The sequence below is a fragment of the Pantoea sp. JZ2 genome (assembly GCF_035191405.1).
Taxonomy (GTDB): domain Bacteria; phylum Pseudomonadota; class Gammaproteobacteria; order Enterobacterales; family Enterobacteriaceae; genus Pantoea; species Pantoea stewartii.
The window spans coordinates 1,539,905-1,561,077 of the sequence record NZ_CP045247.1; the positions used below are offsets into that span (position 1 = coordinate 1,539,905).

Consider the following 21,173-nt stretch of genomic DNA (forward strand, 5'->3'; position numbering starts at 1 on the left):
CTCTGGCCTGATTCGTAACGGTATCGTTTCGCCAGGATATGCACCGTGACCACTCTGGAACACACAATCGGTAATACACCGCTTATCAGGTTACAGCGCCTGACGCCTGACAATGGCAGTGAGATCTGGCTGAAACTGGAGGGCAACAACCCCGCAGGTTCCGTCAAAGATCGCGCAGCCTGGTCAATGATTCATCAGGCGGAACGGCGAGGCGAGATAACACCGGGCGATCAGCTGATTGAGGCCACCAGTGGCAACACCGGTATCGCGCTGGCGATGATTGCGGCGATGAAAGGCTACCGGTTGCGCTTACTGATGCCGGATAATATGAGCCAGGAGCGGCAGGATGCGATGCGTGCCTATGGGGCCGAGCTAGTCCTGATAGGTCGGGAGCAGGGTATGGAGGGCGCGCGTGATTTAGCCCAGGCGATGGCGGCGCGCGGTGAGGGAAGGGTGCTGGACCAGTTTAATAACCCGGACAATCCACTGGGCCACTACCAGACCACGGGACCGGAGCTGTGGGCCCAGTCGAATCAGCGCATGACGCACTTTGTCTCCAGTATGGGCACCACCGGCACGATTACCGGCGTAGGGCGGTTTTTAAAAGAACATAAGACGGGCGTGAAAGTGATTGGCCTGCAGCCTAAAGAAGGCAGTAGCATTCCTGGGATTCGCCGCTGGCCTCAGGCGTATTTGCCCGGCATTTATCGGCCCGAGTTGGTGGATGAGGTAATTGATATGGGGCAGCAGGAAGCCGAAGAGACCATGCGGGCGTTGGCCCGGCGTGAAGGTATTTTCTGCGGCGTCAGCTCAGGCGGATCGGTCGCGGGCGCGCTGCGTATTGCCAGCGCCCATCCTGGAAGCGTCGTGGTGGCCATTGTTTGTGACCGTGGCGATCGCTATCTCTCTACCGGCGTTTATCAGTAACGCCACGCAGCCATTACGCCCTCTGAAGGCTTATGCTGCGCCGTCGGCTGCCTGAGTCTTGTTTATTTGGCTAAGCTTACTGGCATCTGTAAGGATCGCGTAAAACTGGCTGCGCGTTTCGCTGGCCCGGTTCAAAATAGCGCCAGTGACGTAAGAGAGATAACAATGAAAATCCTGCTGGTAGATGACGACGTAGAATTAGGCACGATGCTGAGCCAGTATCTGATCACGGAAGGCTTTGATACGCAACTGGTGTTAACCGGCACTGCCGGTGTGCAGGGGGCGCTGTCCGGTGAGTACAGCGCCATGATTCTGGATATTATGCTGCCGGATATGAGCGGCACCGATGTCCTGCGGCAGGTGCGCCAGCAAAGCCGTCTGCCGGTGATTATGCTGACGGCCAAGGGCGACAATATTGATCGGGTTATCGGCCTGGAAATGGGGGCCGATGACTATATGCCCAAGCCGTGTTATCCCCGTGAGTTGGTGGCGCGCTTGCGTGCCGTACTGCGTCGGATTGAAGAGCATGCGCCTCTGCAGGATAAAAAAGAGACGCTGCAATGGGGAGAGTTAACACTCAATGCGGCCAACCGCGTGACGGAATGGCAGGGGAAAGCCTTTGATCTGACCGCCTCTGAATTTAATCTGCTGGATTTGCTGCTGCGTTCACCGGACCGGGTGGTGACGAAAGACGAGCTGTCTGAGAAAGGCCTGGGACGACCGCGTGAAGCGTACGATCGCAGCGTGGATGTGCATATCAGTAATATCCGTCAGAAGCTCAGCGCGCTCACCGCCGACAGCATCACCATCGAAACCGTTCGCAGCATTGGTTATCGCATTCGATGAATCAAACTTACCGTGGGCGCATGTTCTGGAAGATCCTGCTGGGGTTCTGGCTGGTTTTCCTGATTATCAGTCAGCTGATCTGGCTGGGTTTCTCACTCTCCGGTACGCGACATCATCCCCCTGAATATTTGGTCACCCAGCGGCTGGCTGACGCGCTGATGGCATCAGCCGTGTCGGTGCTGGAGCGGGGCGGCCCGTCAGCGCTGGATGCGATGATGGCGGAGTGGGCCCCGGAAGATCGGGCGTTTTTGCATGTACGTGCACTGGATAATCTCCGCAACGCAGAGGCACCGCCGCTTGCGCCCGAAACGCCCGAAAAATCCTTTTTTCCCGACCATCTTGTGCGCCAGGCACAGAGCCCGGACGGCAAGAGCTATGAGCTGCTGTACGATCTGAAAGGCATACGCACAATGAGCCGGGAGGGGCGGCCACATAATTTCCTGAATATTCCTGAGCCCATGTTCATTTTCGCCGGGTCTGTGGGGTTGCTGTTTAGCCTGCTGCTGGCATGGAACCTGACGCGCCCTATGCGACAACTGCGTGAAGGTTTTTCGCGAGTAGCCAATGGCGACTTAAGCATCAGGCTCTATCCTACGCTGCGTAAGCGTCATGACGAGCTCTCCAGCGTGGCGCAGGCGTTCGATGCCATGGTTGAACGCCTGGACACGTTGGTGCGTGCCCGTGAAGCCCTGCTTCATGACATCTCTCATGAACTGCGCTCGCCGCTTGCCCGTCTGCAGCTGGCAACGGGCCTGGCGCGACAGCGGCCAGAAAACGTGAATGACTCGCTGGATCGCATCGACGAAGAGGCACAGCGGCTGGATAAGATGATCGGTGAACTGTTAACCCTGGCGCGTGCCGAGCATGAAAGTGTGCCGGGCGAACACTATTTTGATTTGGCCGGCTTATTAGAGGCGGTGGTTACCGATCTCCGTTATGAAGCGCAGCTCCCCGGCGTCGAGGTCGTGTTTAACGTTGATGAGCAGGCCGATCATACCGTACGCGGGAATGCTGAGTTATGCCGGCGAGGCATTGAGAACGTGCTGCGTAATGCTTTACGCTTTTCGCTGCCGGGTCAGCGCATTGAGGTCAGCCTGCAGGTTGAGCAACAGTGGCTGGCGATTCAGGTGCGGGATCAGGGGCCAGGCGTCGATGAGAATAAGCTGTCCAGCATCTTTGATCCCTTTGTCCGGGTCAATTCGCCGTTACTAGGTAAAGGCTACGGGCTGGGGCTGGCAATTGTGCGTAAAGTGGTACTGGCGCATCATGGCGAGGTCAGGGCGGTTAACCGGCCTGAAGGCGGACTGGAGCTGACACTGCGTTTGCCCCGCTGGCAGCCGCATTAAGCGCAGAGACGTGAAGCATAAGAGAACGGCACCCTGAGGTGCCGTTTGTGTATTACTTTTTGATGCGAATCACCGGGGTTTCACCCACGACGACCTGACCAGACAGTTTTGTCAAATCCTTGATTTCATCCATATTGGAAATGACAACAGGGGTCAGTGTGGATTTTGCTTTCTCTTCCAGCAGCGGCAGATCGAATTCGATCACCACGTCGCCTTTTTTAACCTTCTGACCTTCTTCGGCGATGCGTTTGAAGCCTTCGCCTTTCAGTTCGACGGTATCGATGCCGAAATGCACGAACAGCTCAATGCCATTATCGGATTCGATTGAAAAGGCATGGTTGGTTTCGAAAATCTTGCCGATAGTCCCATCAACCGGCGCAACCATTTTGTTGCCGCTTGGTTTGATCGCAATACCGTCACCCACGATTTTTTCTGCAAACACCACATCTGGTACGTCTTCAATATTCACGATTTCGCCAGACAGAGGCGCTACGATATCAATTGTCCCAGCGCTATCTGTTTTTTCGCCAAAAAGTTTAGAAAACAAACCCATGATCTTCTCCTAAGCAGTAATTTGGGGCCAGCATCTCGTGGATCAGCAGAGCGTTTTTTCTTTAATGAACTTGTTCACCAGGTTCATCAAGTCTTCCGCCGTAGGTTGAGCCAGTGCCTGCTCTGCCAACGCCTTCGCATCTTCGAAATGTGTATTACGAATAATTTTCTTGATGCCAGGGATAGAAATGGCACTCATGCTGAATTCGTCCAGCCCCATTCCCAGTAACAGTAGTGTAGCACGTTCGTCACCTGCCAGCTCACCACACATGCCAGTCCATTTACCTTCAGCATGAGACGCATCAATGACTTGCTTGATGAGGTTCAGTACCGAAGGCGTCATCGGGTTATACAGGTGCGAAATCAAATCATTACCACGATCTACTGCAAGAGTATACTGCGTCAAATCGTTTGTCCCAATGCTAAAGAAGTCGACTTCTTTCGCCAGGTGACGTGCAATCACGGCAGAGGCAGGCGTTTCCACCATAATGCCCACTTCGATTGACTCGTCAAACGCTTTACCTTCTTCGCGTAACTGCGCTTTCAGCAGCTCCAGTTCCGCTTTCAGCGTACGCACTTCTTCAACCGAAATGATCATCGGGAACATGATGCGCAGCTTACCGAAAGAAGAGGCACGTAAGATAGCACGCAGCTGTGCATGCAGAATTTCCTTACGATCCATTGCAATACGGATGGCGCGCCAGCCCAGGAACGGGTTTTCTTCTTTAGGCAGGTTCATGTAAGGCAGGTCTTTATCACCGCCAATATCCATGGTACGGACGATCACGGCCTGCGATCCCATGGCTTCTGCGACCGCTTTATACGCCTGGAACTGCTCTTCTTCGGTCGGCAGTGAGTCGCGATCCATAAACAGGAACTCAGTGCGGTACAGGCCAACACCTTCTGCGCCGTTGCGCTCGGCACCGGCGATATCGCGTACCGTACCGATGTTGGCGCAGACTTCAACCTGATGGCCATCCAGCGTAACAGCCGGCAGATCTTTCAGCTTCGCCAGCTCATGTTTTTCAGACAGATACTGATTCTGAACCGCTTTCAGCTCTTCCTGAACCGCCTCAGACGGATTAACGTGAATCGCATTGTTCACCCCGTCCAGGATGATGAAATCGCCGTTTTTGATGGTGGCGGTCACGTTACCGGTGCCGACAATCGCCGGGATTTCTAACGAGCGTGCCATGATTGAGGTGTGCGAGGTACGGCCACCCAAATCGGTAATAAAGCCCAGCACCTTTTTCAGATTCAGCTGTGCGGTCTCGGATGGCGTTAAATCTTTCGCCACCAGAATAGATTCTTCCTGGATTGCGCTCAGGTCGACAATGTGCAGACCTAAAATGTTTTGCAGCAGACGCTTACCGATGTCACGCACGTCTGCCGCACGCTCTTTCAGGTATTCGTCGTCAAGCTCCTCCAGGGCTTTTGCCTGGGCGTCGATGACGGAGTTCACAGCAGCATCAGCAGTGGCGTGATCTTTTTTGATCAGGTCGATGATTTCCTGCTCCAGCTCTTCGTCTTCCAGCAACATAATGTGGCCTTCGAAGATGGCTGCTTTTTCTTCACCCAGGGATTCGCTGGCTTTGATACGAATGGCTTCAAGTTGCTCAGCCGCTTTGCTACGCCCTTGCAGAAAGCGCTGAACCTCCTGCTCAACCTGGTCATCTGAAATTTTTTTACGGTTGATGACGATCTCGTCTTCTTTCAGCAGCAGAGCTTTGCCGAAAGCGATACCTGGTGATGCTAAAATGCCTGAAATCATAACCCTACCTTTTTATCACGATGGCTGACTGGACTCGTTGCGTTGCCATAGTCGTGTGACACGTACTCTACGAAAGCAATAACGCGGACAGGTTGTCCGCGATCAAGATGTTGCACACAATGGCGCAGAAGAGTCGTTTTAAGCGGAGCAGAAAGGAGATTACTCCAGTTCCGCCATCAGCTTAACCAGATGCTCTACGGCTTTTTGCTCATCTTCACCTTCCGCAGAAAGTGTGACAACGGTGCCCTGAGTCAGACCCAGAGTCTGCAGCTTAAACAGGCTTTTGGCGCTGGCCGATTTGCCGTTGGAGGTCACGGTGATTTCTGACTGGAAGGCTTTAGCTTCTTTGACAAATTGCGCAGCAGGGCGAGTATGCAGTCCGTTTGGTGCGGTAATGGTAACTTCTTGCTGGAACATTCTATTTCCCCAACGTTTTCAGGATGAGTGTTATGGATCTAAAGTCTAGCCTGGAGCCGTAACTTTAGCCTGTGTAGGTGCGCGGGTATACAACTTACAATCGAACAAATGCGCTTGAATGAGTGTTTCATTCCCGCTGCGTGTCAAAACACGAGTTGAGCACGTCACCGGGTAATTATGCCGTGATTCGCCCTTTCACTAAATCTGAAACTTGATTCAGCTTGATCCACTTCAAAGGAGGATTAATTTCAGGCATCGAAATAATTGGCAGTCTAAATACCAGAGCCACACGACTGAAATCAATTGGCTGCATGGTAAAAGTGAGATCTGCGCCACAAAAAAGCACCCGTCAGGGTGCTTTTTAAGCGTTTGTCCAGGGCGAACTTCGGGCTATTGCAGCTCTTTTTCCGTAAAAAGATCGGCAAACAGCGCGGTGCTGAGATAGCGCTCACCGGAAGAAGGAAGAATGACAACGATGTTTTTGTTGGCGTAGGCTTCATCTTCCTGCAACTTCAGCGCGGCGGCAACGGCGGCACCCGAAGAGATACCGGCCAGAATGCCTTCTTCTTCCATCAGGCGACGGGCCGTGGCGATCGCTTCATCATTAGTGATGCCGACAGCTAAATCGATCAGCGCCAAATCCAGGTTACCCGGAATAAAGCCCGCGCCAATCCCCTGAATCTTATGCGGGCCGGGTTTGAGCTCTTCGCCCGCCATCGCCTGCGCAATCACCGGTGAGTCAGTGGGTTCTACGGCCACGGTGATCAAGGATTTCTTACCCTGGGTGTTTTTGATGTAACGGCTTACGCCTGTCAGCGTGCCGCCGGTCCCCACACCGGCAATGAACACATCCACTTCACCATCCGTGTCTTCCCAAATTTCGGGACCGGTGGTTTTCTCGTGAATTTCCGGGTTGGCCGGGTTACTGAACTGCTGCAGCAGCAAATACTTGTCGGGATCGCTGGCCACGATCTCTTCGGCTTTGGCGATCGCGCCTTTCATGCCTTTTGCGCCTTCGGTCAGGACCAGATTTGCGCCCAGGGCTTTAAGCAACTTACGGCGCTCAACAGACATGGTGTCCGGCATGGTCAGCGTCAGTTTGTAACCGCGCGCGGCGGCCACGTAGGCTAATGCAATACCGGTGTTACCGCTGGTCGGTTCAACCAGTTCAATACCTTGCTTAAGAATACCGCGTTTTTCTGCGTCCCAAATCATGTTGGCACCGATACGGCATTTCACACTGAAGCTCGGGTTACGGGACTCAACCTTCGCAAGGATGCGGCCGTTACCGATGCGGTTCAGTCGAACCAGCGGCGTATGACCAATTGTCAAAGAGTTGTCTTCATAGATCTTACTCATAGCCTGTCCTTAACTGTATGAATTATTGGGAACCCTCTGAGCATACCTGTTCTGCCCCGTGGCGGAAGGAAAGAAATCATATATCTATATGTCTCATGGCGATAAGACCTGCCGAAAATTGCATAAGGATAGTTGATATGTTCAGCGCAGGCTTTCACGAGCCAGGTTCGCCCGGTAGCGATCAACCCACATCGCGGTGGCCCCGCACACGGCGACCGGCATAATGGCCAGGTTCACCACGGGAATCATTGTAAAGAGGCTCACCAGCGCGCCAAACTGCATATTGGCTGTCTTGTGCTGGCGTAAGGCATGACGCATCTGCTGAAAACTGACTTTATGGTTATCGAAAGGATAGTCGCAATACTGAACAGACAACATCCAGGCGCTGAACATAAACCACAGCATGGGTGCCACCGTCTGCCCAAAACCCGGAACTAAATAAAGTAATAACAGGCCCAGTGCGCGGGGCAGGTAGTAGCCCAGCTTTTGTAATTCGCGTTTCATGATGCGCGGCACGTCTTTAACCATGCCCAGCCAGCCGCTGTCAGGCAGTGGTTTACCCGTCAGCCGCCCCTCAAGTTGTTCCGCCAGCAGGCCGCAAAACGGCGCGGCAATCAGGTTGGCTATCGTTGAAAAGAAATAGCTAAACACCAGCACCACCGAAATCACCGACAGCGGCCACAGCACATAGCTGAGCCATTGCAGCCAGTCCGGCACATGCGACATCAGTTTGGGGATCCACTCGTCAAGACGGAAAAATAACCAGACAAAGGCGCCGCCTAGCAGCAGGATGTTGACCAGCAAGGGGATGATGACGAAGCGCCGTATGCCCGGTAACCTGATTAGCTTCCAGCCCTGGCTAAAATAGTGCACGCCATTAAAAGAGGAAACGGAATTATTCACAGCCATCGAGCCAGTTCTCCTGAAGATGTTAAGGCGCGCCTACTATAACCTGGCTTTTTCTGCTGGCCAGGTGCCGTTTGGGTAAAAAAACAGCGAAAAAGTGGCGGTGAGCTATCTTATTTGTGAGAAAATACTGCACAGACTTGCACTTATCTGGCAGGGCAAATACAGTTAGAGAGTAAAGTTTGCCGCGGTGGCAAGGTATTGGAACAACAGAGAATACAATGATGCAGGATTTGCGTCTGATATTAATCGTTGTTGGCGCGATCGCCATTATAGCGCTTCTTATTCACGGACTGTGGACCAGCCGTAAAGAACGCTCTTCAGTCTTCCGCGATCGCCCGCACAAACGTTTGAAACAACGTGATGAACATGATGATGAGACGCTGACCGACGACGTTGATGACGGCGTCGGTGAAGTGCGTGTGCGTAATACGCGCGGGCACCAGGAGCCTCATTTTGACGACATCCGCGAGCCACAGCCTGAAGTGCGGCGTGAGCCTGTTAAGGAGCGCCCGCGTCAGCCTTCTGCGCCGCAGCCTGAAAGCGATCCTCTTTTTGACCCGGCACCGCAACCGGAACGTGCGCCACAACGGCCTGCACCGACTCGCCAGCCACCAGCCTTCACCGCACCGCCGGTTCAGGCCGATCCGTTGCTGGATAGCGATCCGCTGGACAGCGTTCAGCCCAATCCTGTTTATCAGGCCGAACCTGAGCCTGACTATGAGCCAGAGCCTGAGGTGGTCAGTCCGCCGCCGCAGCCGAAACAACCTGAACCTCGTCCGCAGACCAGCAGTAAGCCCAAAGAAGCGGTGCTTGTGCTGCATGTCGCGGCGCACTCAGGCGGTCAGCTGAATGGTGAAGCCTTGCTACAGGGCATTTTGCAGGCCGGTTTTCAGTTTGGTGAAATGAACATTTTCCATCGTCATCTCAGCCCGGCAGGCAGCGGTCCTGTGCTGTTTAGTCTGGCTAACATGGTGAAACCCGGTTCCTTCAATCCTGACGAAATGACCGACTTCACCACGCCCGGCGTCTCCATTTTCATGATGGTGCCGTCGTATGGCGATGCGAATCAGAACTTTAAGCTGATGCTACAGTCCGCGCAGCGTATCGCGGACGATGTGGGCGGTGTGGTACTGGATGACGAACGCCGGATGATGACGCCGCAAAAGCTGGAAACTTACAAAGCGCGTATCCGCGATGTGGTCGAATCCCGCGAGTAATCCACATTTTTTCAAATTATTATGATGAACCCCCGCCTGTCGGGGGTTTTTTATCTGATGGGGTTATATGAAATCCGTCCAGGAACACATCACTGAACTGCGCACCACGTTGCGCCATCACGAATATCTGTATCACGTTATGGACGCGCCGGAAGTGCCGGATGCGGAATACGATCGCCTCATGCGGGAACTGCGGGATCTGGAAGCACAGCATCCTGATCTGATCACGCCTGATTCTCCCACGCAGCGCGTAGGGGCCGCCCCGTTGATGGTATTTGAGCAGGTACGCCATGAAGTGCCGATGCTGTCACTGGATAACGCGTTCGATGAAGCCAGTTTCAGGGCCTTCAATAAGCGCGTCCAGGATCGTCTGAAAAGCACCGACGATCTCACCTATTGCTGTGAACTCAAACTGGATGGCCTGGCGGTCAGCCTGTTGTATGAAGATGGCTTATTAACGCGCGCGGCGACGCGCGGCGATGGCACAACAGGCGAAAATATCACGACGAATGTGCGGACGATTCGTGCCATTCCGCTGCGCCTCAAAGGGGACAATATTCCCGCCAGAGTAGAAGTGCGTGGAGAAGTGTTTATGACGCAAAGCGGCTTTGAAAAACTCAATGCCGAGGCGCGCCGTACAGAGGGCAAAGTCTTTGCCAATCCACGCAATGCGGCAGCGGGCTCGTTGCGCCAGCTGGATCCCCGTATCACCGCGAAACGACCGCTAACGTTCTTCTGCTATGGACTGGGCCTGCTGGAAGGGGGCGAGATGCCCCGCAGCCACATGGCGCGACTGCAACAGTTCAAAGCCTGGGGCCTGCCGGTCAGTGACCGTATTCGTCTGGTGCAGAACGCCGATGAAGCGCTGGCGTTTTATCACGAGGTTGAATCAGAGCGGGCCACGCTGGGTTTTGATATCGACGGCGTGGTGATTAAAGTCGATTCGCAGGAATTGCAGGAAAAGCTGGGCTTTGTCGCGCGCGCGCCGCGCTGGGCCGTGGCGTTCAAGTTTCCTGCGCAGGAGCAGATGACGATTGTGCGTGACGTCGAGTTCCAGGTGGGGCGGACGGGCGCTATTACACCTGTTGCGCGGCTGGAACCCGTTCAGGTGGCAGGCGTGATGGTCAGCAATGCCACATTGCATAATGCCGATGAAATTGAACGCCTTGGCCTGCGCATTGGCGACAAAGTCGTGATTCGTCGTGCCGGCGATGTGATTCCTCAGGTGGTCAACGTTGTAACCACCGAACGGCCTGACAATGCCCGTGAGATCGTGTTTCCCTCTCAGTGCCCGGTATGCGGTTCCGATGTTGAACGCGTTGAGGGCGAGGCGGTCACGCGGTGTACCGGTGGCTTAATCTGTGGCGCACAGCGCAAAGAAGCGCTGAAGCATTTTGTGTCGCGGCGCGCCATGGACGTTGACGGCATGGGTGACAAGATTATCGATCAACTGGTCGAGAAAGAGTACGTCAAAACCCCGGCCGATCTGTTCCGGCTCAGCCGTGAAACCCTGACCGGGTTAGATCGTATGGGCGCGAAGTCGGCGCAGAATGTGGTCGACGCGCTGGAAAAAGCCAAATCCACTACGCTGGCGCGTTTCCTGTATGCGCTGGGTATTCGCGAAGTCGGCGAAGCCACGGCGGCAAACCTGGCCAGTCATTTTGGCGATCTGCAAAAGGTCATGGATGCCGATCTGGACGCGCTGATTGCGGTTCAGGATGTGGGCACGGTCGTCGCGAAGCACGTACGTCACTTCATGGAAGAAGAGAGCAACCGCGAGGTGATCCGGCAGCTGGTTGAAGATATTGGTATCCACTGGCCCCAGGTGGTGGCGGTGAACCCCGGCGAGATCGACAGTCCGTTTGCAGGCAAGACCGTAGTGTTAACGGGCTCACTCTCGCAGATGAACCGGGACGATGCCAAAGCGCGACTCATCGAACTCGGTGCCAAAGTCAGCGGCAGCGTATCGAAGAAAACCGATTTGCTGATCGCAGGAGAAGCTGCGGGTTCGAAGCTGGCAAAAGCGCAGGAGCTGGGCATCGAGATCATTGATGAAGCCGAAATGATCCGGCGACTCGGTACCTGAGATGGATAAGCAGGCGCTGATCGAGATTGCGAATACGGCCATGCCGTTTGGCAAATATAAAGGCCGGATGCTGATTGATTTGCCAGAGCCCTATCTGCTGTGGTTCGCCCGTAGCGGCGAGTTTCCGGCTGGTCGTTTGGGGGAGCTGATGCAGCTTACCCTGGCGATAAAAATTGAAGGGCTGGAAGGGTTAGTTAAACCTTTAAAGCGTGGTGACTGAGTTCGCGGCCTCGCATGAGGCCGCGTGTCTGAACGTGTTTCCGTTATTTCTGCGATTCCACGACAGCCGCTTTGCTTTTCTCCGCCTGTAACGCATTGGTTCGCTTGTAACGTCCGGCAATAAACGAGCACACCATCAACTGAACCTGGTGAAAAATCATCAGTGGCAGGACGATGATACCCACCGCGCTGGCGGGGAACAGGATATTGGCCATCGGCACGCCGTTCGCCAGGCTCTTTTTCGAGCCACAGAACAACACCACGATTTCATCGGGACGACTGAAGCCAAACAGGCGCGCAGCTAGATAGTTAATAATCAGCACCAGCGTCAGGAGCAGGATGCAGCCCGCCAGAATCCACAGCAGCGTATCAATCCCGACGCGTTTCCAGATGCCGTTCACCACCGCTTCGCTGAACGCGGAATAAACCACCAACAGAATGGACGTCTGATCGGTGATGCCAATCAGGCTACGGTTCCTTTCCACCCAACCGCTAATCCAGCGGCGTGACAGATGACCTAAAACAAACGGCACTAACAGTTGCAGCATGATTTTACCCACCTGCTCAAGGCCATCGCCTGGTCCGTTACTGTTGACGTCCATCACCAGATTAACCAGCAGCGGGGAGACGAAAACACCTAACAGGCTGGATGCCGATGCGCTACACACAGCCGCAGCCACATTGCCGCCGGCCATTGAGGTGAAGGCGATGGCCGACTGGACGGTGGCAGGCAAAATGCAAAGGTAAAGGAAGCCGGTATAAATTTCTGCGCCGACGTTAACCGGATGCCACCAGACAATCAGCAGCCCCAGCGCCGGGAACATAACAAACGTACTGCACATGATCCAAAGGTGAAGCCGCCAGTGGCTGCTGCCTGCGATGATTTTTTCGCGTGACAGTTTGGCACCGTGCATGAAGAACAGCAGGGCGATGGCGGCGGTGGTCAGGTACGTGAAAAAGTCCACGAAGCCGCCTCTCGCCGGAATGAAAGAGGCCAGAAGTACAGTGATGATCAGCTTGATCATCATCGGGTCAATACGGAGAAATCCCATCGTTAAAATCCGGTTAAATTAAGTCTGGAGTGATTGTGCGCGATGAGGGTTTAGAAATAAAATTGATTTATTAAATGAATCTATGCGAGAAATTAATGAATTACTCCCTACGTCAGTTACGCACCTTTGTGGCCGTTGCGCATTATGGTGGCTTTAGCCAGGCAGGGCAGGCGATTGGGCTGAGTCAGTCTGCGGTCAGCCACAGCATTAAAGAGCTGGAAGCGGAAACGGGCGTCCGCTTGCTGGACCGCACGACGCGCGAGGTGGTGCTGACCGAAGCCGGGCAGCAGCTGGCTTCACGTATGGAAAGGTTGCTGGAAGAGATAAACACCACGCTGCTGGATATTCGTAGCTATGGCGAACAACGCAGTGGTACGGTACGCATCGCGGCGAGTCAGACGATCTCAGCCCACCTGATGCCGCAATGCCTTGCCGCCAGCCAGCAGAGCTACCCGGAAATAAAGATCATCCTGCACGATCGGGTGCAGCAGGCCGTGCTTCAGAGCGTACGTCACGCCGAAGTCGATTTTGGCATTGTGATTGGCCCGCTGAATGACAGTGAATTCGACTGTTGCGCCATACTGGATGAACCCTTTTTACTGCTGTGCCGGGAGGATGATCCGCTTGCTGAGGTCGGGCAGGCAAGGTGGCCGATGTTGGAGGGACGTACGATGGTGCTTCAGGATTATGCGTCGGGCAGCCGGATATTAATTGACGCGGCGTTACGTCAGCAGAACATCAGTATCAATGTGGTTCAGGAAATCGGTCATCCGGCCACGCTGTTTCCTATGGTGGATGCAGGTATCGGGATCAGCATTTTACCCGCGCTGGCGTTACCGCTTCCTGCGGGGCGCGCGTTAACGGTAAGACGTCTCTATCCTGAGATCAATCGCAGCCTGACATTAATTAAGCGCAAGAATCGCTCGTTAACGCCTGCGGGCGAGGCCATATGGCAGGAGGTGCGTCAGCAGGGAGCTCTGCTGACGCAACAACGTGCTTCCAGTCCTGCGTTTTAAATATAGACGTCGAGCTGATTATTTTGGGTAGGGCGATTGACGCCGTCGGCTGACACGGTTTTACCTTCTTTTTCCGCCTGTTTCGCTTCGGCTTTTTGTTGCTCTTTGCGTTGCAGCTGCTGGATTTGCGCTTCTAAAACCTGAATCTGCGCTTTGATTGTATCCTGCTGCTTCTTCTTTTCTTCGGTGGTCAGTGTTTTATCATCGCCCAGACTTTTTAACTGGTCGTTCAGGCGCGAAATCTGCTTATTCAGACTGGCAATTTGTGCTGCCGTGTCTGATGAGGCGCTTGTCGTATCTGACGTTGAGCCACTGCCGATGCTCGGTGTGCTGGTTGAAATAGTTGTCATGATGATCTCCTTGCAATTAGACGTTTTAGGTTATCGGATGTGCGCGGCAAAAGCTTAATGCCTCAAAATGTTAAATTTACGAAAAGATTTTTACAGATTAACGTTAGTCCTTACCATTCAGTTGAGTAGACGGGTAACGGTGGCGGATACGGCTGTTGGTTTCATTATTTCGGCAGTGGGAAAAAGCAGGGCGGGTAACTGAACCTGCGGCAGACTCTCATTCCGCACGTCAGGCAGCGGAGCGCAGAAGCGAAAAAAGCGCCTTCAGGCGCTTTTTCCTGAATTTGGTGGGTCGTGCAGGATAGCCTTCGGCCCGGCGGGCCTCGCCCTTCGGGTGATGCTGGCGTATCAGCCTGAATCGCTGTGTGATTCAGTCGAACCTGCAGCAGTTTCTCATCCTGCACTTTTTGCGCATAGCAAAAAGGCGCCTTTAGGGCGCCTTTCTACATTGGTGGGTCGTGCAGGATTCGAACCTGCGACCAATTGATTAAAAGTCAACTGCTCTACCAACTGAGCTAACGACCCGAAGTGGTGGGTGATGACGGGTTCGAACCGCCGACCCCCTCCTTGTAAGGGAGATGCTCTACCAACTGAGCTAATCACCCACTTCGGTACTGCTTCACAAGAGTGTCATCTGACTAAGATATGGTGGGTGATGACGGGTTCGAACCGCCGACCCCCTCCTTGTAAGGGAGATGCTCTACCAACTGAGCTAATCACCCATATCTTATCTCTTGTCACTGCGGGCCATCTTAAACCTTCTTAAGAGTGGTGGGTGATGACGGGTTCGAACCGCCGACCCCCTCCTTGTAAGGGAGATGCTCTACCAACTGAGCTAATCACCCCCGCTGTGTGGAGTCGCATTATAGGGATAGTTGATTTTGAGTCAACGCTTTTTAAAACTTAATTGTGCGTTCGGTTTAATTTTAAACATCTCGCAGGGATTTTATCCAATATGCTGGTTTTCTTAGCAGAAATGCGGGCTTTGCTGCCGCTCTGCTACGTTGCATGCATTGAGGATTCATCATCAGGTGCTAGAATGTGCGCACTGTTTTCGCGTCTAACCTGTTTTTTGTCATCCAGACAAGAACCCGCGCATTTAAGGCAATACTGAATGAAAATCAAAACTCGCTTCGCGCCAAGCCCTACTGGCTTTTTACATGTAGGCGGTGCTCGTACCGCACTCTATTCATGGCTCTTTGCTCGTCATCATCAGGGCGAGTTTGTGCTGCGCATCGAAGATACCGATCTGGAGCGTTCAACACCGGAAGCCATTGAAGCCATTATGGACGGTATGAACTGGCTGAGTCTGGACTGGGATGAAGGCCCGTATTATCAGACCAAACGCTTTGATCGCTACAACGCCGTCATTGATGAAATGCTGGAAGCAGGCACGGCTTATAAATGCTACTGCTCTAAAGAGCGTCTCGAAACGCTGCGTGAAACCCAAATGGCGAACGGTGAAAAACCGCGTTACGACGGCCGTTGCCGCGACAGCCACGAGCACCATGCCGCAGACGAACCTCATGTGGTGCGCTTCCGTAACCCGCAGGAAGGCTCGGTCATTTTTGATGACCAGATTCGTGGCCCGATTGAATTCAGTAATCAGGAACTGGACGATCTGATTATTCGCCGTACCGACGGCTCGCCAACCTACAACTTCTGTGTCGTGGTTGATGACTGGGATATGGGCATTACGCATGTTGTGCGCGGTGAAGACCATATCAATAACACACCACGTCAGATCAACATTCTGAAAGCCATCGGGGCTCAGGTACCGGTTTATGCGCATGTTTCCATGATCCTGGGCGATGACGGTAAAAAACTGTCTAAGCGCCATGGTGCAGTCGGTGTTATGCAGTACCGTGATGATGGTTACCTGCCGGAAGCGCTGCTCAACTATCTGGTGCGTCTGGGCTGGTCCCATGGCGATCAGGAAGTGTTCTCCGTTAAAGAAATGACAGAGCTGTTTAGCCTGGACGCGGTAAGCAAATCCGCCAGCGCCTTTAATACGGAAAAACTGCAGTGGTTAAATCATCATTATATTAATGCGCTGCCACCGGAGTACGTTGCCACGCATCTGCAATGGCACATCGAGCAGCAAAACATTGATACGCGTACCGGCCCGGAGCTGGCGAAACTGGTTACGCTGTTGGGGGAACGTTGCAAAACGCTGAAAGAGATGGCGGCATCCTGTCACTATTTCTACCAGGACTTCACAGAGTTCGATGCGGATGCCGCGAAAAAGCATTTACGTCCGGTCGCCCGCCAGCCACTGGAAGTGGTTCGCGATAAACTGGCTGCATTAACTGACTGGAATGCCGAAACGGTGCATGCCGCTATCCAGCAGGCTGCCGATGAGTTAGGCGTCGGTATGGGTAAAGTCGGTATGCCATTGCGTGTAGCCGTTACCGGAGCAGGGCAGTCACCGGGACTGGATGTGACGGTCGAAGCGATTGGCCGCAGCCGTAGCGTTGAGCGTATTGAGAAAGCGCTGGCCTTTATTGCTGAGCGCGAAGCGCAGAGCGAATAATCTTTCTTTTTGACGGCTGGCGGTGATGTTATCAGGACACTTACTGACAACACCCGACTAAAGTCTGAGCCGCGGGACGTGATTGTCAGCGGCGCAAAAAAACCGGAAGCCTCGCGCTTCCGGTTTTCTTATTCTTCACGAATGCCCAGACGCTCAAGCACACCTTTTATCCCTTCCCGCAAAATCAGGGCCATAAGTTGATCCTGTTCATTCTGGCTCATTTGCTGGACAGAACTTATTAATAACGCAGGTAATGAATTAGGTGGAGGAGTATAATTGCCTGTAGGTTCATTAAGATTACGTGTGGACTGAATAAAGCTTTTTACGCGCTCATCAATGTGGATCAGTCTCGCTTTTCCGCCCTGAACGCCGGGTTTTGGCGTCGTCGTCCAGTTCTCGCGTTTGATCCATTTGTTCACCGTCTGCCGACTGTAGCCCGTTTCGATTGCCAGTTCTTCCGGAGTAAGCCATTCCTTTTTCACGATGCTGTCCCTGTTCAATACATTAGCTATACATATTACAGGAAATCGTAACGGGTGAAAGTAACGGAAAACGAAATTGCCTTTTGTCTCTCAACAAAAGGCAATGAGGAATTATTGCGCAGTGTGTGCCTGTTCGGCAGCGGGGCGGAACGCCAGGAAGTAAGCCAGACCCACGAAGACGGCACCGCCTACAGCATTACCTAAAAATACCGCCACAAAATTCGGGAAGTATTCAGCCCAGGTCATCTGACCGGCGAAAATCGCCGCAGGAATAATGAACATGTTGGCGACAACGTGCTGGAAACCAATCGCCACGAACGCCATCACCGGGAACCACATGCCAAAAATTTTACCGACGACATCTTTACTGGCGAATGCCAGCCAGACGGCCAGGCACACCAGCCAGTTACAGCCAATGCCGGAGATAAAGGCATGCAGGAAATCGGCATGCACCTTCGCATTCGCAATCGCCAGCGTTTTTTTCAGGTAATCACCTTCGGTCATGGCCAGCATGTGACCAAAGAACCAGGCAATCGCGATGCTGCCGAGGAAGTTCGCAATCGTTACCCAGAACCAGTTACGTAATACGCTGTAACCGCTAACACGGCGGGCAAACCAGGCAATGGGCAGCGTCATCATGTTACCCGTTAGCAGCTCGCCCCCGGCCAGAATGGTCAGGATCAATCCCACCGGGAACACGGCAGCCCCTAAAAAGCCACCAAATGACCCCCAGTCTGCGGGTAAAGAGTTAATGACGTGAACATCCAGCAGGAACCCTGTAGCAATAAAGGCACCGGCCATGAAACCAAGAATGATAAGGGAGCTAATGGAGGCATGGCTTTTGGCCACCCCTGCCTGAATCGCCAGTTGGGCGATCTCTTTAGGTGTATGCAGCGACATATATTCTCTATTGATTTTAGTGGTGGAGCGAAAACGCCTGGTTGAAGAACGGTGCGCTGGAGAAAACCATGCAGCCGTATTAAATAGCGGGCTAAGTTTTACACGACATTACAGGGAAGACAAGATAATTCCTATAACATATTTAACGATGCATTAACTTAACGCCGATCAAAAAGGTTTAACCCCGACCAGACACCTTACATCATATTAACAAGCTCTTTTTCTGCGCAAACGGACGTCATCGCGTTAAGTTTGCCGTCTTTTTCAGCGATCAAACACAGAATGTGATTTTGCCGTTGACACTCCCTGGGGGGTTTCATATTATGCCGTCCGTCGCGTAACACGACGGTTTTTTCGGTTCGGGGCTATAGCTCAGCTGGGAGAGCGCTTGCATGGCATGCAAGAGGTCAGCGGTTCGATCCCGCTTAGCTCCACCAAACTTCTCCCAAAAGTTTGGCACTGAAAAAACGATTTCCAGATGTGGGGGTATAGCTCAGCTGGGAGAGCGCTTGCATGGCATGCAAGAGGTCAGCGGTTCGATCCCGCTTATCTCCACCAATCATCTTTTTCTATTCAAAATCAATAAGTTAAAAGATTTCGAGTGAGTGACTTTACTCATATACTGCCACAGTGTTGTTAGTGGCGATTTGTGAGAATAACATCCCTGTGGCCTGTAGTTACTAGCTCGAACAGGTAGCAGTTCAAAACTCGAAAGCTAATGACGCGCCTCCGTCTCAAAACACTTCTTACAAAACAGTCTGATCACACGCATTTAAGCCGGATGGGCGGCCATACACGGCCACTAAACAGGTTTATGGTGGTAATGCTCCGGTAGCTACAGATCCGGCTCTGCCAGCGTCTCAGCCACGCTCCCGCAAGGGTACACGGTTATCCTGATAAGGTGTGGTCATTCTGGACAATTATGGATGAAGTCGCTACGCTCCGCTTGTTGGTAGTATTACCAACGGGGCTTATTGGCTCCTATGGTTTTTTTATATAGACACCTTCAAAACTGACTCATATGATAAAACAATCTTATCTGTGAGACTGCTAGCATGGATACAACAGAAGAGTTAAACGGGACGTACTTCTATAAAGGTGTATCTAACCTTTCAGCAGGCGAGTTGTTTTTCTGGGTATTTCTTGATGCTGTAGATGAGCAACTTGGGGTATCAGATATTGCTGCTGCTACTTTCATCATCGTTGGACAACCAAATCGTCCAACACGTGGCAAAATTGGCGGTACAATGACGACTAAAGGCACTTCCCTAATCTCAGAGACAGCAAGACGCTATCTCAATGTTGAACTTCCTTTCAGACTTCCCACACTCACTAATTCCAGCATAAAAAGATTGAGGTTTTCATTCGTTACCAATCTTGGCGCTTTTGTCGGACGGACTGTGCCGATATTGGGCTGGGTTATTGTCGCTTCAGACATATCAAAAATTGCTTTCAATGCCACGACTAACTACAACCGCATAGCACGAGGTAATGATAAGTTATGGTAACTGACGAGCAAGTCTTGGATTTTTTTCGCCAAAATTTACCGCAGGTCAGAACGTTCAGCTTCAAAATCGTTCCACTTGAAATCAATGATACGTTACAGGAATACGCAGAATTTGATGATCTGGTTGAAGCTATTAATAAGTATTCTGACCAATTCAATATCGATGTTTCAAAGTTGAATATTGACAATTATTACCCCTGGAAAACCCCTTGGTTCTTCCATGAATGGTTTAAAAAAGAGCCAGTAAAACAAAATAAGAAGCCTCTGACAGTAAGCATGTTCGCTGAATCTGCAAAGGCAGGTCGTTGGATCTATGAATAGTTGCTTTATAATATTTGACAGGAACAAATAATGAGAGGGATGTGCAAATTATGTTTAGCGGAAAGTGATTTACAGCAATCGCACGTTATCCCCAGAAGCTATTTTAAGCGGCTTAAAAAAGAAAATGGTAAAATTGTTCTTTTTGAAGATGGGATAAAATCCTTAGTAGGCAATTTTGATCCTAAAGAGCCTATGCTATGCAGGAATTGTGAGCAATTTTTGTCTATTAATTACGAGCAGTACGGAATTAGAGTATTAAGAGATCACAAAAATTTCAGGAAAAATGCAGACCACATCATCATAGGATCTTTTCAGTATGAAAGATTTTACCTCTATCTACTCAGTATCCTTTGGAGGGCTTCAATTGCAAAGGACGCTTATTATGATACTGTGCAGGGCACAGAGAGCTTAGATGATTTATTTAGACATTGCATTGCGGAGAAGAAGCTAAGGATTAACAAGCTTAGCGGCTTAAGGTTAGACCATTTTATCAAGGTTTCAGTTTTTAGAATTGTTGATAGTACATTTCATATCTCAGATGAAATTATCAAAGATATATTATCAAACTTTGTACAGAAAATGAGTGAAACTCATAAAGGAATAACTTGGTATTTTATAGTTGAGGGGTTTATTATCTATTATAATTTTTTTATAGGGAAAGGCTTTTACGAGATAAGAGCAACTAAGTTTTTATCCCAACTCAAAAAGGGAAGTCACCAAAAAATCCTCAAAGTAGAGATTACCCAAAGTAAAACGTTAATTGATTTATTCAATAGTATGATAAGAGGATAATAGTAATTAGCAGCGCTTTGAAAAAATATTGATATTTTTTATGAGTTAATGATATGTGTTTTAATCCTATTGAAGGCTATTTAAATTTGATTGAAAATCAATCTCCCTCACAGGGTAATGTGTAAGAGATTATACCTTATTATGGTTGGTTTATTCTAAAATATTAGTGGCTTACAATTATTTAATCTTCATCCTACTGTGGGCGGGTGTACCTCATATCCCCTCAATGACATACCACATAAAAAATAATCACAATTACCTCATCCCCGTTTCGGGCAACTACATTTTCTCCCCGCTGCTCTATGTCCGCTCGGGGGAGTATTAATCATGCCGGAATTGTGTTTATGAATGGAACAGGATTTTGGGTCAGGGTCAAAGCAGCCCTAAAATACCAAGTGAGTGACTTTATTCATACCTTTCCACAGAATGTTAGTGGCGGTTTGTGAAAATAATCCGCTTTGGTCTGTAGTCACATCTCCCGAACAGGCATCATCGTTCCACTACAAATCAATGACAGGTTACAGGAATACGCAGAATTTGATGATTTAGTTGAAGCGCTAGATCAGTATTC

Annotated in this window: 20 protein-coding genes, 6 tRNA genes and 1 other RNA gene; 13 read left to right on the top strand and 14 right to left on the bottom strand. The window is 51.5% G+C overall.

Features of this window, described 5'->3' with window-relative positions; genetic code table 11:
- Nucleotides 1–45: 45 nt before the first annotated feature.
- The 3 genes from cysM to GC087_RS07670 all read left to right on the top strand — a co-directional run bounded on the left by cysM (nucleotide 46) and on the right by GC087_RS07670 (nucleotide 3,119).
- A complete protein-coding gene (gene cysM / locus GC087_RS07660; protein WP_054633373.1) occupies nucleotides 46–927 on the top strand; it encodes a cysteine synthase CysM in 882 nt (293 codons plus the stop codon).
- A 165-nt stretch (nucleotides 928–1,092) separates the two neighbouring features.
- Entirely contained in the window at nucleotides 1,093–1,773 is a 681-nt protein-coding gene (locus GC087_RS07665; RefSeq protein WP_006117802.1) for a response regulator transcription factor, read from the top strand.
- Complete coding sequence (locus GC087_RS07670) at nucleotides 1,770–3,119, top strand: ATP-binding protein (RefSeq protein WP_324030222.1); 1,350 nt, start codon at nucleotides 1,770–1,772, stop codon at nucleotides 3,117–3,119. The genes GC087_RS07665 and GC087_RS07670 overlap by 4 nt, the downstream gene beginning before the upstream one ends.
- Before the next feature lie 52 nt (nucleotides 3,120–3,171).
- Here GC087_RS07670 and crr read toward each other — a convergent pair whose 3' ends face one another.
- The 5 genes from crr to cysZ all read right to left on the bottom strand — a co-directional run bounded on the left by crr (nucleotide 3,172) and on the right by cysZ (nucleotide 8,127).
- On the bottom strand, nucleotides 3,172–3,672 hold the full coding sequence (gene crr / locus GC087_RS07675; RefSeq protein ID WP_006117800.1) for a PTS glucose transporter subunit IIA: 501 nt from the start codon (nucleotides 3,670–3,672) through the stop codon (nucleotides 3,172–3,174).
- A 42-nt stretch (nucleotides 3,673–3,714) separates the two neighbouring features.
- On the bottom strand, nucleotides 3,715–5,442 hold the full coding sequence (ptsI, locus tag GC087_RS07680; RefSeq protein ID WP_006117799.1) for a phosphoenolpyruvate-protein phosphotransferase PtsI: 1,728 nt from the start codon (nucleotides 5,440–5,442) through the stop codon (nucleotides 3,715–3,717).
- 159 nt (nucleotides 5,443–5,601) lie between these two features.
- On the bottom strand, nucleotides 5,602–5,859 hold the full coding sequence (gene ptsH, locus GC087_RS07685) for a phosphocarrier protein Hpr (protein WP_003848868.1): 258 nt from the start codon (nucleotides 5,857–5,859) through the stop codon (nucleotides 5,602–5,604).
- A 390-nt stretch (nucleotides 5,860–6,249) separates the two neighbouring features.
- The gene (gene cysK / locus GC087_RS07690; protein WP_033740801.1) at nucleotides 6,250–7,218 is read right to left on the bottom strand and encodes a cysteine synthase A; all 969 of its coding nucleotides are present in this window, start codon (nucleotides 7,216–7,218) and stop codon (nucleotides 6,250–6,252) included.
- 141 nt (nucleotides 7,219–7,359) lie between these two features.
- Nucleotides 7,360–8,127 carry a sulfate transporter CysZ gene (gene cysZ, locus GC087_RS07695; protein WP_324030224.1) on the bottom strand — a complete coding sequence of 256 codons (768 nt, stop codon included), beginning with the start codon at nucleotides 8,125–8,127 and terminating at the stop codon, nucleotides 7,360–7,362.
- A 218-nt stretch (nucleotides 8,128–8,345) separates the two neighbouring features.
- Here cysZ and zipA point away from each other — a divergent pair, with 218 nt between their 5' ends.
- The 3 genes from zipA to GC087_RS07710 all read left to right on the top strand — a co-directional run bounded on the left by zipA (nucleotide 8,346) and on the right by GC087_RS07710 (nucleotide 11,650).
- Nucleotides 8,346–9,344, top strand: coding sequence for a cell division protein ZipA (gene zipA, locus GC087_RS07700; protein ID WP_033740799.1), 999 nt, complete (start codon nucleotides 8,346–8,348; stop codon nucleotides 9,342–9,344).
- A 67-nt stretch (nucleotides 9,345–9,411) separates the two neighbouring features.
- Nucleotides 9,412–11,430: an NAD-dependent DNA ligase LigA gene (ligA, locus tag GC087_RS07705; RefSeq protein ID WP_033740798.1), complete on the top strand. Its 2,019-nt coding sequence runs from the start codon at nucleotides 9,412–9,414 to the stop codon at nucleotides 11,428–11,430.
- A gap of 1 nt (nucleotide 11,431) precedes the next feature.
- Nucleotides 11,432–11,650 carry a DUF3820 family protein gene (locus tag GC087_RS07710; protein ID WP_039339860.1) on the top strand — a complete coding sequence of 73 codons (219 nt, stop codon included), beginning with the start codon at nucleotides 11,432–11,434 and terminating at the stop codon, nucleotides 11,648–11,650.
- Between the two features lie 43 nt (nucleotides 11,651–11,693).
- Here the strand turns inward: GC087_RS07710 and GC087_RS07715 are convergent, their stop codons facing one another.
- The gene (locus GC087_RS07715) at nucleotides 11,694–12,701 is read right to left on the bottom strand and encodes a bile acid:sodium symporter family protein (protein ID WP_006117793.1); all 1,008 of its coding nucleotides are present in this window, start codon (nucleotides 12,699–12,701) and stop codon (nucleotides 11,694–11,696) included.
- A 95-nt stretch (nucleotides 12,702–12,796) separates the two neighbouring features.
- Between GC087_RS07715 and GC087_RS07720 the strand changes: the two genes are divergently transcribed.
- Nucleotides 12,797–13,717 (top strand): LysR family transcriptional regulator, encoded by a 921-nt coding sequence (locus GC087_RS07720; RefSeq protein WP_033740794.1) that lies wholly within the window; start codon nucleotides 12,797–12,799, stop codon nucleotides 13,715–13,717.
- Here the strand turns inward: GC087_RS07720 and GC087_RS07725 are convergent.
- The 6 genes from GC087_RS07725 to GC087_RS07750 form a co-directional block, all read right to left on the bottom strand.
- A complete protein-coding gene (locus GC087_RS07725; RefSeq protein WP_006117791.1) occupies nucleotides 13,714–14,067 on the bottom strand; it encodes a FlxA-like family protein in 354 nt (117 codons plus the stop codon). The two genes, GC087_RS07720 and GC087_RS07725, sit on opposite strands and share 4 nt — an antisense overlap.
- A gap of 285 nt (nucleotides 14,068–14,352) precedes the next feature.
- A non-coding RNA gene (locus GC087_RS07730) (RtT sRNA) lies at nucleotides 14,353–14,485 on the bottom strand.
- 31 nt (nucleotides 14,486–14,516) lie between these two features.
- Nucleotides 14,517–14,592: transfer RNA gene (locus tag GC087_RS07735), tRNA-Lys, on the bottom strand.
- A gap of 4 nt (nucleotides 14,593–14,596) precedes the next feature.
- Nucleotides 14,597–14,672 (bottom strand) — tRNA-Val (locus GC087_RS07740).
- Between the two features lie 41 nt (nucleotides 14,673–14,713).
- A tRNA-Val gene (locus tag GC087_RS07745) sits at nucleotides 14,714–14,789 on the bottom strand.
- 47 nt (nucleotides 14,790–14,836) lie between these two features.
- A tRNA-Val gene (locus GC087_RS07750) sits at nucleotides 14,837–14,912 on the bottom strand.
- A 269-nt stretch (nucleotides 14,913–15,181) separates the two neighbouring features.
- Here GC087_RS07750 and gltX point away from each other — a divergent pair.
- Entirely contained in the window at nucleotides 15,182–16,600 is a 1,419-nt protein-coding gene (gene gltX / locus GC087_RS07755) for a glutamate--tRNA ligase (RefSeq protein WP_033740793.1), read from the top strand.
- 128 nt (nucleotides 16,601–16,728) lie between these two features.
- Here gltX and GC087_RS07760 read toward each other — a convergent pair whose 3' ends face one another.
- Nucleotides 16,729–17,082: a YfeC-like transcriptional regulator gene (locus GC087_RS07760; protein WP_033740792.1), complete on the bottom strand. Its 354-nt coding sequence runs from the start codon at nucleotides 17,080–17,082 to the stop codon at nucleotides 16,729–16,731.
- 111 nt (nucleotides 17,083–17,193) lie between these two features.
- A complete protein-coding gene (locus GC087_RS07765; RefSeq protein ID WP_006120379.1) occupies nucleotides 17,194–17,982 on the bottom strand; it encodes a formate/nitrite transporter family protein in 789 nt (262 codons plus the stop codon).
- 361 nt (nucleotides 17,983–18,343) lie between these two features.
- Here GC087_RS07765 and GC087_RS07770 point away from each other — a divergent pair.
- The 5 genes from GC087_RS07770 to GC087_RS07790 all read left to right on the top strand — a co-directional run bounded on the left by GC087_RS07770 (nucleotide 18,344) and on the right by GC087_RS07790 (nucleotide 20,602).
- Nucleotides 18,344–18,419 (top strand) — tRNA-Ala (locus GC087_RS07770).
- A 45-nt stretch (nucleotides 18,420–18,464) separates the two neighbouring features.
- Nucleotides 18,465–18,540, top strand: a tRNA-Ala gene (locus GC087_RS07775).
- Between the two features lie 497 nt (nucleotides 18,541–19,037).
- Nucleotides 19,038–19,490 carry an STM2901 family protein gene (locus GC087_RS07780; protein WP_164482383.1) on the top strand — a complete coding sequence of 151 codons (453 nt, stop codon included), beginning with the start codon at nucleotides 19,038–19,040 and terminating at the stop codon, nucleotides 19,488–19,490.
- Nucleotides 19,484–19,810: a DUF1493 family protein gene (locus GC087_RS07785; RefSeq protein ID WP_058707736.1), complete on the top strand. Its 327-nt coding sequence runs from the start codon at nucleotides 19,484–19,486 to the stop codon at nucleotides 19,808–19,810. Before GC087_RS07780 ends, GC087_RS07785 begins: the two co-directional genes overlap by 7 nt.
- Nucleotides 19,811–19,840: 30 nt before the next feature.
- On the top strand, nucleotides 19,841–20,602 hold the full coding sequence (locus GC087_RS07790; protein ID WP_324030226.1) for a hypothetical protein: 762 nt from the start codon (nucleotides 19,841–19,843) through the stop codon (nucleotides 20,600–20,602).
- Nucleotides 20,603–21,173: the final 571 nt, after the last annotated feature.

What these genes read in the sequence shown, in the direction of transcription:
- GC087_RS07665 (WP_006117802.1), top strand. Translation starts at nt 1,093, where the DNA reads ATGAAAATCCTGCTGGTAGATGACGACGTAGAATTAGGCACGATGCTG.
- GC087_RS07670 (WP_324030222.1), top strand. Translation starts at nt 1,770, where the DNA reads ATGAATCAAACTTACCGTGGGCGCATGTTCTGGAAGATCCTGCTGGGG.
- crr (WP_006117800.1), bottom strand. Translation starts at nt 3,672, where the DNA reads ATGGGTTTGTTTTCTAAACTTTTTGGCGAAAAAACAGATAGCGCTGGG.
- ptsI (WP_006117799.1), bottom strand. Translation starts at nt 5,442, where the DNA reads ATGATTTCAGGCATTTTAGCATCACCAGGTATCGCTTTCGGCAAAGCT.
- ptsH (WP_003848868.1), bottom strand. Translation starts at nt 5,859, where the DNA reads ATGTTCCAGCAAGAAGTTACCATTACCGCACCAAACGGACTGCATACT.
- cysK (WP_033740801.1), bottom strand. Translation starts at nt 7,218, where the DNA reads ATGAGTAAGATCTATGAAGACAACTCTTTGACAATTGGTCATACGCCG.
- cysZ (WP_324030224.1), bottom strand. Translation starts at nt 8,127, where the DNA reads ATGGCTGTGAATAATTCCGTTTCCTCTTTTAATGGCGTGCACTATTTT.
- zipA (WP_033740799.1), top strand. Translation starts at nt 8,346, where the DNA reads ATGATGCAGGATTTGCGTCTGATATTAATCGTTGTTGGCGCGATCGCC.
- ligA (WP_033740798.1), top strand. Translation starts at nt 9,412, where the DNA reads ATGAAATCCGTCCAGGAACACATCACTGAACTGCGCACCACGTTGCGC.
- GC087_RS07710 (WP_039339860.1), top strand. Translation starts at nt 11,432, where the DNA reads ATGGATAAGCAGGCGCTGATCGAGATTGCGAATACGGCCATGCCGTTT.
- GC087_RS07715 (WP_006117793.1), bottom strand. Translation starts at nt 12,701, where the DNA reads ATGGGATTTCTCCGTATTGACCCGATGATGATCAAGCTGATCATCACT.
- GC087_RS07720 (WP_033740794.1), top strand. Translation starts at nt 12,797, where the DNA reads ATGAATTACTCCCTACGTCAGTTACGCACCTTTGTGGCCGTTGCGCAT.
- GC087_RS07725 (WP_006117791.1), bottom strand. Translation starts at nt 14,067, where the DNA reads ATGACAACTATTTCAACCAGCACACCGAGCATCGGCAGTGGCTCAACG.
- gltX (WP_033740793.1), top strand. Translation starts at nt 15,182, where the DNA reads ATGAAAATCAAAACTCGCTTCGCGCCAAGCCCTACTGGCTTTTTACAT.
- GC087_RS07765 (WP_006120379.1), bottom strand. Translation starts at nt 17,982, where the DNA reads ATGTCGCTGCATACACCTAAAGAGATCGCCCAACTGGCGATTCAGGCA.
- GC087_RS07780 (WP_164482383.1), top strand. Translation starts at nt 19,038, where the DNA reads ATGGATACAACAGAAGAGTTAAACGGGACGTACTTCTATAAAGGTGTA.
- GC087_RS07785 (WP_058707736.1), top strand. Translation starts at nt 19,484, where the DNA reads ATGGTAACTGACGAGCAAGTCTTGGATTTTTTTCGCCAAAATTTACCG.
- GC087_RS07790 (WP_324030226.1), top strand. Translation starts at nt 19,841, where the DNA reads ATGAGAGGGATGTGCAAATTATGTTTAGCGGAAAGTGATTTACAGCAA.